At 57.3% G+C, this 14,676-nt stretch carries 11 protein-coding genes and 2 pseudogenes; 10 read left to right on the forward strand and 3 right to left on the reverse strand.

What is annotated here, in order from left to right; translation table 11 throughout:
• On the reverse strand, window positions 1-1,380 hold the full coding sequence (locus tag FKCLFG_RS14655; protein ID WP_472615870.1) for a murein hydrolase activator EnvC family protein: 1,380 nt from the start codon (window positions 1,378-1,380) through the stop codon (window positions 1-3).
• Between the two features lie 103 nt (window positions 1,381-1,483).
• Complete coding sequence (gene gpmA / locus FKCLFG_RS14660; RefSeq protein ID WP_472613812.1) at window positions 1,484-2,230, reverse strand: 2,3-diphosphoglycerate-dependent phosphoglycerate mutase; 747 nt, start codon at window positions 2,228-2,230, stop codon at window positions 1,484-1,486.
• A 234-nt stretch (window positions 2,231-2,464) separates the two neighbouring features.
• Here gpmA and FKCLFG_RS14665 point away from each other — a divergent pair, with 234 nt between their 5' ends.
• The 5 genes from FKCLFG_RS14665 to FKCLFG_RS14685 all read left to right on the forward strand — a co-directional run bounded on the left by FKCLFG_RS14665 (window position 2,465) and on the right by FKCLFG_RS14685 (window position 5,419).
• The gene (locus FKCLFG_RS14665; protein WP_472613813.1) at window positions 2,465-2,866 is read left to right on the forward strand and encodes a rhodanese-like domain-containing protein; all 402 of its coding nucleotides are present in this window, start codon (window positions 2,465-2,467) and stop codon (window positions 2,864-2,866) included.
• 15 nt (window positions 2,867-2,881) lie between these two features.
• A complete protein-coding gene (gene grxC, locus FKCLFG_RS14670) occupies window positions 2,882-3,145 on the forward strand; it encodes a glutaredoxin 3 (RefSeq protein ID WP_472613814.1) in 264 nt (87 codons plus the stop codon).
• Window positions 3,146-3,247: 102 nt separating this feature from the next.
• Complete coding sequence (gene secB, locus FKCLFG_RS14675) at window positions 3,248-3,733, forward strand: protein-export chaperone SecB (RefSeq protein WP_472613815.1); 486 nt, start codon at window positions 3,248-3,250, stop codon at window positions 3,731-3,733.
• A 34-nt stretch (window positions 3,734-3,767) separates the two neighbouring features.
• A complete protein-coding gene (locus FKCLFG_RS14680) occupies window positions 3,768-4,211 on the forward strand; it encodes an SH3 domain-containing protein (protein WP_472613816.1) in 444 nt (147 codons plus the stop codon).
• A 212-nt stretch (window positions 4,212-4,423) separates the two neighbouring features.
• The gene (locus FKCLFG_RS14685; RefSeq protein ID WP_472615871.1) at window positions 4,424-5,419 is read left to right on the forward strand and encodes an NAD(P)H-dependent glycerol-3-phosphate dehydrogenase; all 996 of its coding nucleotides are present in this window, start codon (window positions 4,424-4,426) and stop codon (window positions 5,417-5,419) included.
• Here the strand turns inward: FKCLFG_RS14685 and FKCLFG_RS14690 are convergent.
• Complete coding sequence (locus FKCLFG_RS14690) at window positions 5,416-6,627, reverse strand: YbfB/YjiJ family MFS transporter (RefSeq protein WP_472613817.1); 1,212 nt, start codon at window positions 6,625-6,627, stop codon at window positions 5,416-5,418. The genes FKCLFG_RS14685 and FKCLFG_RS14690 overlap by 4 nt on opposite strands.
• Window positions 6,628-7,001: 374 nt before the next feature.
• On the opposite strand from FKCLFG_RS14690, the pseudogene FKCLFG_RS14695 reads away from it, so the two are divergent.
• The 5 genes and pseudogenes from FKCLFG_RS14695 to FKCLFG_RS14715 form a co-directional block, all read left to right on the forward strand.
• Window positions 7,002-7,274 (forward strand): annotated as a pseudogene (locus FKCLFG_RS14695) (MCP four helix bundle domain-containing protein); the annotation flags it as partial.
• Window positions 7,275-7,353: 79 nt separating this feature from the next.
• Window positions 7,354-8,514 carry an IS30 family transposase gene (locus FKCLFG_RS14700; RefSeq protein WP_472613379.1) on the forward strand — a complete coding sequence of 387 codons (1,161 nt, stop codon included), beginning with the start codon at window positions 7,354-7,356 and terminating at the stop codon, window positions 8,512-8,514.
• A 9-nt stretch (window positions 8,515-8,523) separates the two neighbouring features.
• Window positions 8,524-9,939, forward strand: a pseudogene (locus tag FKCLFG_RS14705) (methyl-accepting chemotaxis protein); the annotation flags it as partial.
• A gap of 567 nt (window positions 9,940-10,506) precedes the next feature.
• On the forward strand, window positions 10,507-12,216 hold the full coding sequence (locus FKCLFG_RS14710; protein ID WP_472613818.1) for a methyl-accepting chemotaxis protein: 1,710 nt from the start codon (window positions 10,507-10,509) through the stop codon (window positions 12,214-12,216).
• A 692-nt stretch (window positions 12,217-12,908) separates the two neighbouring features.
• A complete protein-coding gene (locus FKCLFG_RS14715) occupies window positions 12,909-14,621 on the forward strand; it encodes a methyl-accepting chemotaxis protein (RefSeq protein ID WP_472613819.1) in 1,713 nt (570 codons plus the stop codon).
• Window positions 14,622-14,676: the final 55 nt, after the last annotated feature.

Raw genomic sequence — 14,676 nt, forward strand, 5'->3', positions numbered from 1 at the left:
TCACCTAATAGTTACCCAGCCAAGTGGGTCGAATGCGCGGCCCTGATGCCGCATTTCAAAGTATAAGCCGGATTGCTCGTTACCACCGCTAGTGCCGGTGCTAGAGATGGCTTCGCCAGATTTGACCGCATCTCCCGAGCGTTTGAAAAGAGCCCGATTATTGCCGTAAATCGTCATGTACTGACTGCCGTGATCAACGATGATTAGATTGCCGAAACCGCGCAGCCAGTCCGCGAATATAACACGCCCCGGGGCGACGGCCTTTACCTCAAGACCCTCGCCGGCGCGGATGAACAACCCTTTCGAGTTGGGGCCGTCGCCCCGTTTGCCGCCGAACTTCACCACTAATTCGCCGCGTACCGGCAATCGCAACTGGCCCCGCATTTTGGCGAATACGCCCTCCTGAATGCTGGCATCCGGAGTAAGTTCATTGCGCGCCGGGGACTCAGCCGGTTTCAGCGCGGCATCGTCAGCTTCTGAATTAGTGGGCTGATTTTTTTCGGCTGCGGCCGGGGCTTTACGTCCAGTATCTTTTTTGGCTTGCAACGCTTGTTGCTGCAGGCGCTCGGCCCGCAATCGCTCTGCTTTTGCCTTGGCCGCCAACCGTTCCTGACGCTGTTTCTCTTGTGCGATTGCCTCGGCTTTTTTCTGTGCTTGAATCAGCTGCGCCAGCTTCGTCACCAACCCTCCCAGGCGTTGATCATCGCGCTCCAGATGGCCGGCTTCTTTGCGCTGCGTCACGAGTTTGCTCGATAGCTGCGTCAATAAACGCGCGCGGCGGACTTTCTCTTGTTCCAGCGAGGCTTTTTGCTCGCGCTCTTCCTGGGCGATTTCATCCAGTTCGTCTTTGGCGTTCTGCGCCGCAGCCTGATTGATTTCGACGGCTTTCAGATTGACGCGCAGCGATTCGACCATGCGGGCTTGCGCTTGCGACACATAACCCATGTATCGCAGTTCGCGATTAATGCGGTTGGGATTATCGCCCGACAGCAAAAGTTTGGTGCGGTCTTCATTGCCAGCCATATAGTGCTCCCGCAATAATTGCGCTAGCTGTTTTTGCTCCGCCTGTACCGTTTTGGTGAATTCGCTTTGTTGTTGCGCCAGCTGCGCTAGCCTGGCTTCGGTCTGCGTTTGCTCTGCGCTCAGGTTACGCAAGGAGCGCGTGGCGTTCGAAATCGCGCTTTCAGATTTGGCCAGAGCATCGGCCGCGCTCCCTTTGGCGGTTTCGGTTTGTGCAATGTCACGTTTGAGCTCGCCCAGTTTTTGCCGTAAATCGGTGCGTTCGGATTCGGCGACTAATTTTTGTTTGGCGCGTTCGGTAATTTTGTCAGCAGCAAAAACGTCCTGCTGCACAGATATGGATAGGGACACGGCCAGCATGCCGCACAGCGCAGCGCCATGCGCCAGTGCCGCGAACCAAGGACGGCTGCCGCGCCTGTCAGGGCGCTGGTAATGCTCTAGCGGATTTGACATCGGCGCCGAATTACTTCGCCTTGCCTTGGCTGGCAACCGCTTGCGCTGCAGCGGCAATGGCCACTGGGTCGCCCAGATAATAGCTTTTGATCGGCTTCAGATCGGCATCCAGCTCATACACCAGCGGCTGCCCGTTGGGGACGTTCAGTCCGACAATATCGGCGTCGCTGATGCCGTCGAGCATCTTGATCAGCGCCCGCAGGCTGTTGCCGTGAGCGCTGATGATGATGCGCTTGCCGGCGCGGATGGCTGGAGCGATGGAATCGTCCCAGGCCGGCATCACGCGCGCCACCGTATCTTTCAGGCATTCGGTGAGTGGAATCTGTTCACGCGGAAGGCCCGCATAACGCGGGTCGTCATACGAATTGCGCGGGTCCTGCGGCGCCAGCGGCTGCGGTGGAATATCGTAACTGCGCCGCCATGCCAGTACCTGCGCGTCGCCATATTGGGCTGCGGTTTCGGCCTTGTTCAAACCTTGCAGAGCGCCGTAGTGGCGCTCGTTGAGACGCCAGTCATGCACGACCGGCAGCCACATCAGATCCATCTCGTCGAGCGTGCCCCAGAGCGTGCGGATCGCACGCTTGAGCACCGAGGTATAAGCGAGGTCGAAGGTAAAACCGGCTTCGCGCAGCACGACGCCGGCCTGTTTGGCTTCGGCGACGCCTTTAGCGGTCAGATCGACGTCGGTCCAGCCGGTGAAACGGTTGTCAAGATTCCAGGTGGATTCGCCGTGGCGCATTAAGACTAATTTATACATGTTGGGAATGGGAAGCGTAAAAAGAGTTAAGTTCGAAGCTTAAGTTCAGGCTGCATTGGATTGAATTTTGTCTTCTATTTTATAATGATGCGCTTGGCTGCGGTCCATTCATCGTTAAACCGGCCATTGCATGTATGCGCTGATGCAGCTTAGACGGTGCTTGTCGGCATGAAACTGCTGGTTTGCAGCTGCCGGTTATGGGTAATCTTATTAGACTTTTATCATTGGAAATTTGTGAAATTCATTCTTGAAAATATCAGCTTGTTTGGCTTGGCACTCCTTTCAGGTGGCGCCTTGCTGGTGCCCGGCTTGTTGCGACGCGGATCGAAGGTGAGTTTGTTGCAGGCAACCCAGATCATCAATCAGGGCAAGGCCTTGATTCTGGACGTGCGCGAGCCGGAAGAATTCGCCGCCGGCCATTTGCAGGGCGCGAAAAACATCAGCCAGAAAACTCTGCCGGCGAGGTTGGGCGAACTCGAAAAATTCAAGGGCAAGCCGGTCATCGTCGTCTGTGCAACCGGGACCCGCTCGGCTAGCGCAACCGCACGATTAAAAAAAGCCGGTTTCAGCGAAGCGGTGAGTCTGGATGGCGGCATGACTGCCTGGCAGGCACAGGGCTTGCCAACCGTTAAATAAAGGAAGAACAGAAATATGACAGCACATGTATTGATGTACAGCACCGGAGTCTGCCCTTACTGCGTGATGGCAGAACGTCTTTTGACAGCCAGGGGCGTGGACCAGATTGAAAAAGTGCGGATTGATCTCGATCCGCAGCAGCGCGATACGATGATGGAAAAGACCGGCCGCCGCACGGTGCCGCAAATCTACATCGGCGACACCTACGTGGGCGGTTTCGACGATTTGTCGGCGCTGGACCATGCGGGCAAGCTTGATGCGCTGCTCAAAGGCGCTTAAGCTGCACGCTAGATTTGACCCCAAGGCATTACAATAAGCAGTTAGACGGGCGCCGGATGCAGATTTCCTAGCGCCCATTTTCAAACCTTATGAAAGCGTTTCATGACTGAAGAAGTCCAGCAACCCGTATTCCAAATCCAGCGCGTGTACCTGAAAGACCTGTCTCTGGAGCAGCCGAATTCACCGGGAATTTTCCTCGAACAAGAGGCGCCGAATATCGAAGTCGCAGTCGATGTCGGGGTCGACAACCTGGCCGACGGAATCTTTGAATCGACTGTGACGATTACCGTCACGGCCAAAATCAATGACAAAGTGGCATTTCTGGTCGAAGGCAAGCAAGCCGGCATTTTTGAGGCGCGCAACATTCCGCCCGAGCAGATTGAAGCCTTGCTAGGAATCGGCTGCCCGAACATCGTGTATCCGTATTTGCGCGCCAACATCGCCGATGCGATTACCCGCGCCGGATTTCCGCCGGTGCATTTGTCCGAAATCAATTTCGAAGTGTTTTATCAGCAGCGCCAGCAGGCCCTCGCTGAACAAAGCGCAGCCGCCATCCTGGCGCCGAATGGCACACCTACCACGCACTAAAGTAGGCACTTTGCTGCACTGCCGGAGCCCGTTCATGAAGACCGCAGTTTTCGCTGTATGTTTGGGATTAATGGTGCCGGCTGGCATAGCGCAGGCGGCCGATTTCAAATCGGTCGCGGCAGCGCCGGCCATCATGTACGACGCGCCTTCGGTGCGCGGCGCAAAAGTGTTCATCGCGCCGCGCAATATGCCGCTGGAAGTGATCCTGAGCTACGGCGACTGGATCAAGGTGCGCGACGCCAGCGGCGATTTATCGTGGGTCGAATCCAGCGCGCTGAGTGCGCAGCGCTGGGTGGTTGTCAGTGTCGCCAATGCGCAGATCCGGGCCTCGCAGGACGAAGCCGCCAGCGTCGTCTTCAGCGCCGACAAAAACGTCTTGCTCGAATTACTGGCGCCGGCCGTATCCGGCTGGCTCAAGGTAAAACACCGCGACGGCCAGAGCGGCTACATCAAGGCAGCCGACGTGTGGGGCGAATAGATTTATCAGTAAATAGCGGGGATATGCCTAAAAACCACTGCTTTCCCGCATATGTTTACTGCGGCAGTGATTTATACAACGACTTGTATCAATTCAATTACAAACATCAGGAAGCGCTTTCCTGAAGCGCCGCCTGGCTCTCTGCAATGCCGATGCACCCTCTCGGAAAATAACTCCATACCGCCATGTCAACCGATCCCACCTTGTTTTCCATGCCTATCTCGATCCTCGGCGCTGGCGCCTGGGGCACCGCTCTGGCGATATCGCTGGCTGAACGGCAGCGGGCCGTGCTGTGGGGGCGCGACGCCGAACTGATCCGCGACTGCGCGGCGCGGCGGGAAAATTTGCGCTTTTTGCCGGGCAGCCGCTTGCCGGATGCGCTCGAATTGAGCGCCGATTTCGAGCATGCCGTCGCGCATGCTGCAGCCGATGGCTTGCTGATCGCCGCCACACCGGTGGCAGGCTTGCGCTCGCTGCTGGAACGCCTGAAACCGTATGCGCCGGCCAATATAATCTGGCTGTGCAAAGGCTTCGAAGAACAGACCCGGATGCTGCCGCATGAAGTGGTGCTCGATGTGCTGGGCGAGCGCATCTCGTCAGGCACGCTGTCTGGTCCGTCGTTCGCGCAGGAAGTGGCGCGCGGCCTGCCTTGCGCGCTGACGTTTGCCACCACATCGCAAGACTTCCGGGATCATGCTGTGCGCGCGATTCATGGCGGCAATATCCGGGTGTATTCGAGCGAGGATCAAATCGGGGTCGAGGTGGGCGGTGCGGTCAAGAATATCCTGGCGATTGCCACCGGGATCGCCGATGGCCTGGGGCTGGGGCACAACGCCCGCGCCGCGCTGATTACGCGCGGCCTGGCTGAAATCACGCGACTCGGCGTGGTGCTCGGCGGCCAGGCCGAAACCTTCATGGGGCTGGCCGGGATCGGCGACCTGATTCTGACCTGCACCGGCGACCTGTCGCGCAATCGCCAGGTCGGCTTGAGGCTGGCGCAAGGCAAGCCGCTGGCCACGATCGTGGCCGATCTCGGGCATGTGGCCGAAGGCGTGCGGTGCGCGCAGGCGGTGCGCGCGCTGGCGCTTGAGCGCGGGGTCAGCATGCCGATTACCGATGCGGTGGCCGGCGTGCTGTTCGACGGCGATCCGGTGCAAGAGATGGTAGCGCGCCTGTTGGCGCGCGATCCGCGCGAAGAATCAGTCTAAGCGCCCACGGCGGAAATGACCGCCCGCTGCCGCAACGCCAGCAATCCACCGACGCACAACGTCAGCGCCGAAAACACCAGGCCCCGTTGCAAACCGCCAGCGCCATCGGCGATCCAGCCGACCGCGCTGGGGCCGACAATCTGACCGAAGGCAAACACCGTAGTGAAGGCGCTGATCCCGGCCGACCATGCCGGCGGCGGCAGGTTGTGCCGCACCAGCGTGGTAGCGGACGCCACCACCGACAAAAAGACGCCGCCGAACAGCACGCCTGATGCGAATACCACCAACGGGCTCGCGGAGAGTGCCGGCAACAGCGTGGCCAGCGCCAGCAAACCGTTCAAAATCGCCAGCGACTGGCCGCCCTTGAAATGGTCCAGCATGCGGGCCCAGATGCGCGACGAAGCCAGCACCGCCAGTCCCAGCATGGTGTAAAACAGCGTGATCAGCGGCGCACTCATGCCCTGTTGCTTCAGCAGCGCGATGACGAAGGTCATATAGCCGATATAGCCGGCTCCGAACATGAAATAGGCCGCCAGCCCATAGCCGAAAGAGCGCACGCGGAATCGCCCCTGCGCGCCGGCCTGCCGCGGCGCATCCGGGATCTGCCGGGCCGGCGCTGCCATGCCCAGCGTCGCCAGCAGACAGGTGCCGGCCAAGGTGAGCCAGGCCCATTGCCAACCGTGCGCAGCGCCAAAAGTCGCGGCTACGGCCAGCGCGGCGGGCACCAGCCAGGCCGACAGGACGATGCCGAAACCGGTGCCGCCGTAATACAGGCCGATCAGAAAGCCGGCATGACGCGGATGCATACCGCCCAGGCGCGCCGCCAGCACGCCGCCGGAAATAAACGTGAAGGCGCTGGCCACGCCAGACAGGACGCGCTGCCCCATCAGCAAGTTGGTGTCAGTGACAAAGCCGGACAGCAGCATGAACAGCGCCGCCAGCAGCGCGCCGGCAACCAGCATGCGGTGCGCGCCGAAGCGCCGCATCAGGGCGGGCGTCATCAGCGCGCCGATGAAGTAACCAAACGCATTGCCGGTATTCATCGCGCCGGCCAGCAGATAAGTCCAGCCCAGATCGCTGCGCATCGGCGGCAGCAACAGCGCATAAGAAAAACGCGTCATGCCGAGCGACACGGCGGCGCCCAGCGAGATGGCAAGCGCGGTCAGGAACGGGCGGCGAACGGCGAGACTATTCAGATTGGTTGGCATGATTGGGATTGTGACGGCAATGCAACCGAATGTAGCATGTGCTCAAAAGCAATGCACAGCCCGGGAAAGCCGCATGCCGTGGCTGATCGCAGCTCGCGAGGCCACTTGGCATTTCCACCCGGCGCGCGCGGGTATCTAATTTTGGAGTGCAGATGCGGTGTAGCATATAATCCCGCGATTAATTTCTACGAAACAATACACTCACTTCATTCACGCCAGGCTAATGCTATGCGGATGCATGCTGATCCTGATGGATATCGCCCAGCTAATGGCGAGCCACCAGCTGGGCTTGATAGAAAAATGCGTGGTCTGAAACCGGCGCCATGGAATCACAACAAGCTTGCTTTAACGCCCCTTACCTAAAGAGGAAAATAATGAAATGGTTTTATGATTTGAAACTGGCGGTCAAGCTCGTCGCGTCATTTCTTGCTGTGCTGGCATTGACTGCGTTTCTTGGCATTTTTTCGATTTTCCAGTTGGAGAAGGTCCACGCCAGCACTACGGATATCACGACCAACTGGATGCCGGCTTCGAACGCGGCGCTGCAAATGAAGGCGAGCCTGGACCAACACCGTTCACAGGCGCTGCAGCATATCCTCTCAACTGACGCGACTGAGAGGACTAAGTACGAGAAGCGGATCGACGACGCAGTTGCTGCTTTACATCTTGGATTCAACCGGTCGATGCAACACACTAGAAACTGCATAAGCAAAAGGAGTGTTGCAGATGGCACAGAGACCTCGGATCTATTACACAGAAAGCCAGAAGGCATTGATGTGGGAGCGCTGGAAGAAAGGCGAATCCCTCCAACAGATTGCCCAGTTGTTCGACCGGAATCACGCATCGATCCAACGCATCCTGGCCGAGACAGGCGGCATAGGTCCTGCAGAGCGACGCCGTTCTCCATTGGCATTGACCCTGGCCGAGCGCGAAGAGATATCGCGTGCATTGGCTGCCAGTCACTCGATTCGCTCCATCGCTGCATTGCTCAAGCGGGCGCCATCAACGATTAGCCGTGAGATCAATCGTAATGGCGGCCAAGAAGACTATCGTGCAAGCCAGGCTGATCAAGCTGCCTGGGATCGAGCACATCGTCCCAAGGACTGTAAGCTGATAGACAATCCCACACTGGCACGTATTGTGGCTGGCAAACTACGATTGCAGTGGTCGCCAGAGCAGATTGCCGGATGGCTCAAGCACATGTATCCGGAGAACGATGACTATCAGGTGTCACATGAAACGATCTATCGCAGTCTCTTCATTCAGGCTCGCGGTGCTCTGAAGAAGGAATTATTGGAGCATCTGCGGCGTACGCGCGCCATGCGCCGGTCCCGCCATCACACGCAGAAGACAGTCAATCACGGACGAATCACCGACACGGTTTCGATTAGTGAACGTCCGGCCGCAGTGGAGGATCGAGCAGTACCGGGCCATTGGGAAGGTGATTTGCTGTTTGGGGACCGCAATAGCCAGATCGCAACCCTGGTTGAGCGCCATACCCGTTATGTGATGCTCGTGAAGGTCGCCAGCAAGGACACAGAAACAGTCATCAACGCATTGATTAAAAACGCTCGCCAGTTACCACAGGAGCTCTATCAATCGCTAACTTGGGATCGGGGTAAAGAGATGGCGGACCACAAGCGCTTTACGTTGGCGACCGACATCAGTGTTTATTTCTGTGATCCACATAGTCCCTGGCAGCGTGGCAGCAATGAGAATACGAACGGACTATTGAGGCAGTATTTCCCCAAGGGGATCGATATTTCGGATTACTCACAGGCGCAGCTAAATGCCGTGGCACGAAAATTAAACGAGCGACCAAGGAAAACATTACACTACCAAACGCCGGCTGAACAATTCAGTCAATTTGTTGCATCGACCGGTTGAATCCAAGATAAAAACCAGCAGATCTATTCCAAACTCATTGCCAGCCCCGAAGAAAAAGCACTATATGACGAGTTCCTCAAGCTGTGGGGGGTATATGCGACCGAAGGCGCCAAAGTCTTAGCGCTGTCGCGTGAAAACAGAACCGAGGAAGCAAGGGCTGCGATCCGCGGCGAGCCGTCGCGGCTGAATCACGAGCTCAAAGAGACTATCGAAAAAATGGTCCAGCTGAATGTGGATGGCGGCGCTCAGGCAGCGCTGATGGGTGACACGCGGTATGCCACGTCGCGCAGCCTGATCATCGGCCTTCTGGTAGCAAGCGTTACCCTCGGTTTGTTCGTTGCGTTCTGGCTCGCCCGCATTATCTCGCGGCCGTTGAACGAAGCCGTGAAAATCGCCCAAACCGTGGCCGCCGGCGATCTGACCAGCCATATCGAGGTGAAAACCACGGATGAGACAGGTCAATTATTGCGAGCGTTGAAAGACATGAACGACAGCCTCGTCAATATTGTTGGACAGGTCCGCAGTGGCACCGACACCATCGCTACTGCCTCCAGCCAAATCGCGGCCGGCAACATGGATCTGTCCTCGCGCACCGAGGAGCAAGCCAGCTCCCTGGAAGAAACCGCGTCCTCGATGGAAGAATTGACCAGCACCGTGCAGCAAAATGCCGACAATGCGCGCCAGGCCAATGTACTGGCCTTGACCGCTTCCGACGTCGCGCAAAAAGGCGGCGCAGTAGTGGCGCAGGTGGTCGACACCATGGCGTCGATTAATGATTCATCCAGGAAAATCGTCGACATCATCGGCGTCATCGACGGCATCGCATTCCAGACCAACATTCTGGCTTTGAATGCGGCAGTCGAAGCGGCCCGCGCCGGCGAGCAGGGCCGCGGCTTTGCGGTGGTGGCAACTGAAGTGCGCAGCCTGGCGCAGCGCAGCGCCAGTGCCGCGAAGGAAATCAAAACTTTGATCGGCGATTCGGTGGAAAAAGTGGATCAGGGCGCCAAGCTGGTAGACCAGGCCGGCGTCACCATGGAAGAGATCGTCGCCAGCGTCAAGCGGGTTACTGACATCATGGGTGAAATCACGTCGGCCAGCCGGGAGCAAACTTCCGGCATCGAGCAGATCAATCAAGCCATCAGCCAGATGGATCAGGTCACCCAGCAAAACGCGGCGCTGGTGGAAGAAGCTGCAGCCGCCGCCGCATCGCTGCAGGATCAGGCGGGAAATCTGTCGCAAGTGGTGAGCGTGTTCAAGCTTGATGGCGGACAACTAGCCCAACGGAGCGCGGCGTCTGCCCGGACCCTTAATACGGCGGCCGCATTGCCGAATGCCGGCAAGCGCGCCGGCAACAGGAAAGCGCCCTCCGCACAGAAATTGACCGCGCCGACAGCGGGCGCAGATGGCCAGTGGGAAGAGTTTTAAGAATCCCGGCCGGCTTGTGCAGTCACCAATAAATGCGTGGGTATAGGTAAAAACATACTATTTCACGCATAGTTGCATTGCGGATTGTAAAAATACAATAACCAGTATGTTTCTATACGGCGCCTCGCCCTGCCGCTTTCTTAAGATTCTGACCGGCCAGACCGCGATGAAGGCGACACCCTTTCAGACATTGCGCCGTGATCTCACCCGAGACCTTGCGCGCCGCAATGCGCCATCGACATTTCCTTAAATTTTCCAGTATGGCCGTGGCGCGAATCCGGGCTGGCGACAGCTTGCGGAGCAATGCGGCTTTCCCGATCAGAAGCGGATGCAAACCGGGCACTTAATGCGGCATCTAGCACATCTATTATGGCTATAATGCTGCAGCAAATTTCTTCGAGGTAATGCAGATCCCTCCCCGCGCAAAGCGAATGCCATCAGGGCGCATGCTGATATCCAGTGCCGAAACGGGATGGATCGGCACTCCGGCAGCGCGAACATAAAAACATTATCCACATCGATTTCGACGTCTAATCAGCACCACTCTATTAAAGATAAGAGCATTCCATGAAAATGGCAGACATTAAGATTGGTACATGGCTTGCAATCGGATTTTCGATTGTAATTATCCAGCTGGCGCTCATCGCAGGGATCGGCTCCTGGCAGTTGCAAAGCATCGGCAGCAGCGTCACAACGATGGTTGACCACGACATGCAGAAAGAGCGGCTGTTCTCTGAATGGGCTGCCAACACGAACATCAATGGAGCGCGCACCATCGCGGTGGCGGAATCCACTGATCCGGCAAGGCAGCAACAAGTCCAGGCCAAAATCAAGGAAACCAGCGCAAGGATCACCGAGATTCAAAAGAAGCTGGAAACGTTTGAGAAAAATGCCGATGAAACCGCCCTGCTCGCCCAGATCGGCGGCAAACGTACCATTTACATTGCAGCCCGCGAGGAAATTTTCAAGGAAAAAATCAGCAATGCAAAAAATGCGCGAACGCTGATACAAGCCAAACTGGAACCGGCGCTGGACGACTATGTAGCCAGTATCAAGAAACTCTCGGCTTATCAAACGGAGTCGATTGCAAAAACGGTGGTACAGACCAAAGAGCAATCGCGCACTTCAGTGCTGCTGTTGGCCTTATTGGGCGCTGTAGCCACGCTTTTCGGCATCGTTATCGCGCTGATCATCAGGCATGGAATCAAAAAACAGTTGGGCGGCGAACCAAGTTATGCCACCAACATTACGCGCCGCATCGCGCAGGGCGATCTGACGGTTGCGGTCGAGTTGAAAGATAACGATCGGACCAGCCTGCTGCATGCGCTAAAAGAGATGCGCGACAGCCTGGTCAATATTGTTGGGCAAGTGCGCAGCGGCACCGACACCATCGCCACCGCCTCCAGCCAAATCGCGGCCGGCAACATGGATCTGTCCTCGCGCACCGAGGAGCAAGCCAGCTCTCTGGAAGAAACCGCGTCCTCGATGGAGGAATTGACCAGCACCGTGCAACAGAATGCCGACAATGCGCGCCAGGCCAACGTACTGGCCCTGACCGCTTCCGACGTCGCGCAAAAAGGCGGCGCGGTAGTGGCGCAGGTGGTCGACACCATGGCCTCAATTAACGATTCATCCAGGAAGATCGTCGACATCATCGGCGTCATCGACGGCATCGCATTCCAGACCAACATTCTGGCCTTGAATGCGGCAGTCGAAGCAGCCCGCGCCGGCGAGCAGGGCCGGGGCTTTGCGGTGGTCGCAACCGAAGTGCGCAGCCTGGCGCAGCGCAGTGCCAGTGCCGCGAAGGAAATCAAAACCCTGATCGGCGATTCGGTGGAAAAAGTGGATCAGGGCGCCAAGCTGGTAGACCAGGCCGGCGTCACCATGGAAGAGATCGTCGCCAGCGTCAAGCGGGTCACTGACATCATGGGTGAAATCACGTCGGCCAGCCGGGAACAAACTTCCGGCATTGAACAAATCAATCAAGCCATCAGCCAGATGGATCAGGTCACCCAGCAAAACGCGGCGCTGGTGGAAGAAGCGGCTGCCGCCGCTGCGTCGCTGCAGGATCAGGCGGGAAATCTGTCGCAAGTGGTGAGCGTGTTCAAGCTTGATGGCGGACAACTAGCCCAACGGAGCCCGGCGTCTGCCCGGACCCTTAATACGGCGGCCGCATTGCCGAATGCCGGCAAGCGCGCCGGCAACAGGAAAGCCCCATCCGCGCAGAAATTGACCGCGCCGGCAGCGGGCGCAGATGGCCAGTGGGAAGAGTTTTAAGAATCCCATCGGCTTGTGCAATCACCAATAAATGCGTGAGTATAGGTAAAAACATGCTATTTCACGCATAGTTGCATTGCGGATTGTAAAAATACAATAGCAAGTATGTTTATTGCCGCAACTTCATGCCGCCGGCTTCCTTAAGATTCTGCGCTGGCCAGACCGCGATGAAGGCAACACACTCCCAGGCATTGCGCCGTGATCTCGCCCGAGACCGTGCGCGCCGCAATGCGCCCTGGGCATTTCCTTAAATTTTCCAGTATGGCCGTGGCGCGAATCCGGGCTGACGCCAGCTTGCGAGGACGTTTGGCATTTCTGCGCGCCGGCGGTGGGCGGAGAATTAATTTGTGGAGCGCCGCTGCGATGTAGCATATAATCCCGCGATTATTTTCCGCAAGGCAAGACACCCGTTCATTTAAACCCATCAAATGCCATGCGAATGCATTCTTATTTTGATGACAATTGACACTTTGACTGCCTTCGGCAGACCTGCATTTGATTGAACAAGTTGCCAGCGCCTTATAAAGAATCAGCCTGAATTACTAGGAAACACATTAGAAAACACATATGCTCAAGCGGCAAAATCTCCGCTCCATGAGAATTGCAGAAACGCTAGGGCGGCTCACCTTCAGCACTATTTTCCACACCACCGCACTCGCTCCAAACTCACTTCAACACATTCCGAAACAATGATGAATTTACATAATCTCAAAGTCAGCCAGCGTCTTGCGCTTGGTTTCAGCATCGTAATTGCATTCATGATCGCTATCGTATTATTCGGCAGCAACCGCCTGAGTCTGCTCACGAGCAAAATCGATGAAGTGGTCGAGAACCGCTACGAAAAGACCGTGCTCTTGAATGCGATACAAGACAAAGTCAACCTGCAGGCACGCAGCATGCGCAATATCTTGCTGTTTACCGACGAAGCGGAGCTGAAAAAAGACTTTGACAGGGTTTTGCAAGCCACCGCGACAATCACTAAAGATACCGCTGAATTAACGCAGCATATCCAGTCGCCAGAAGGCAAGCAGCTCCTCAAAAATATGGACGACGCCCGTAACGCGTATGTGCAGGCGCGCGATGCCACTCTCAAGCTTGTTAGCGAAGGCAACAAGGACGCGGCGACCACCATGTTATTCGCGGTACTGCGGCCGTTGCAGCAGGATTTCTTTGCCGCAATCAATAAAATGCTTGCGCTGCAGACCAATGAAATGCGTGAAGCGGGCCGGGATGCGCACGATGCAGCGCAGGGCGCAAAAATGCTTATGCTAGGGCTGGGCGGACTTGCCGCGCTGATCGGCGCCCTCGCCGCATTGTTTATCACGCGATCGCTGACCAAGCAACTCGGCGGCGAGCCGGAATATACGGCCAACATTACGCGCCGCATCGCGCAGGGCGATCTGACGGTTGCGGTCGATCTGAAAGATAACGATCGGACCAGCCTGCTGTATGCGCTAAAAGAGATGCGCGACAGCCTGGTCAATATTGTTGGACAGGTGCGCAGCGGCACCGACACCATCGCCACCGCCTCCAGCCAAATCGCCGCCGGCAACATGGATCTGTCCTCGCGCACCGAGGAGCAAGCCAGCTCTCTGGAAGAAACCGCGTCCTCGATGGAGGAATTGACCAGCACCGTGCAACAGAATGCCGACAATGCGCGCCAGGCCAACGTACTGGCCCTGACCGCTTCCGACGTCGCGCAAAAAGGCGGCGCGGTAGTGGCGCAGGTGGTCGACACCATGGCCTCAATTAACGATTCATCCAGGAAGATCGTCGACATCATCGGCGTCATCGACGGCATCGCATTCCAGACCAACATTCTGGCCTTGAATGCGGCAGTCGAAGCAGCCCGCGCCGGCGAGCAGGGCCGGGGCTTTGCGGTGGTCGCAACCGAAGTGCGCAGCCTGGCGCAGCGCAGTGCCAGTGCCGCGAAGGAAATCAAAACCCTGATCGGCGATTCGGTGGAAAAAGTGGATCAGGGCGCCAAGCTGGTAGACCAGGCCGGCGTCACCATGGAAGAGATCGTCGCCAGCGTCAAGCGGGTCACTGACATCATGGGTGAAATCACGTCGGCCAGCCGGGAACAAACTTCCGGCATTGAACAAATCAATCAAGCCATCAGCCAGATGGATCAGGTCACCCAGCAAAACGCGGCGCTGGTGGAAGAAGCGGCTGCCGCCGCTGCGTCGCTGCAGGATCAGGCGGGAAATCTGTCGCAAGTGGTGAGCGTGTTCAAGCTTGATGGCGGACAACTAGCCCAACGGAGCCCGGCGTCTGCCCGGACCCTTAATACGGCGGCCGCATTGCCGAATGCCGGCAAGCGCGCCGGCAACAGGAAAGCCCCATCCGCGCAGAAATTGACCGCGCCGACAGCGGGCGCAGATGGCCAGTGGGAAGAGTTTTAAGAATCCCATCGGCTTGTGCAATCACCAATAAATGCGTGGGTATAGGTAAAAACAT

The sequence above is a fragment of the Gelidimonas denitrificans genome (assembly GCF_055694065.1).

Coding starts and splice junctions, on each gene's coding strand:
- FKCLFG_RS14700 (WP_472613379.1), top strand. CDS start 7,354: ATGGCACAGAGACCTCGGATCTATTACACAGAAAGCCAGAAGGCATTG.
- FKCLFG_RS14655 (WP_472615870.1), bottom strand. CDS start 1,380: ATGCTGGCCGTGTCCCTATCCATATCTGTGCAGCAGGACGTTTTTGCT.
- FKCLFG_RS14690 (WP_472613817.1), bottom strand. CDS start 6,627: ATGCCAACCAATCTGAATAGTCTCGCCGTTCGCCGCCCGTTCCTGACC.
- FKCLFG_RS14715 (WP_472613819.1), top strand. CDS start 12,909: ATGAATTTACATAATCTCAAAGTCAGCCAGCGTCTTGCGCTTGGTTTC.
- gpmA (WP_472613812.1), bottom strand. CDS start 2,230: ATGTATAAATTAGTCTTAATGCGCCACGGCGAATCCACCTGGAATCTT.
- secB (WP_472613815.1), top strand. CDS start 3,248: ATGACTGAAGAAGTCCAGCAACCCGTATTCCAAATCCAGCGCGTGTAC.
- FKCLFG_RS14680 (WP_472613816.1), top strand. CDS start 3,768: ATGAAGACCGCAGTTTTCGCTGTATGTTTGGGATTAATGGTGCCGGCT.
- FKCLFG_RS14710 (WP_472613818.1), top strand. CDS start 10,507: ATGAAAATGGCAGACATTAAGATTGGTACATGGCTTGCAATCGGATTT.
- FKCLFG_RS14685 (WP_472615871.1), top strand. CDS start 4,424: ATGCCTATCTCGATCCTCGGCGCTGGCGCCTGGGGCACCGCTCTGGCG.
- grxC (WP_472613814.1), top strand. CDS start 2,882: ATGACAGCACATGTATTGATGTACAGCACCGGAGTCTGCCCTTACTGC.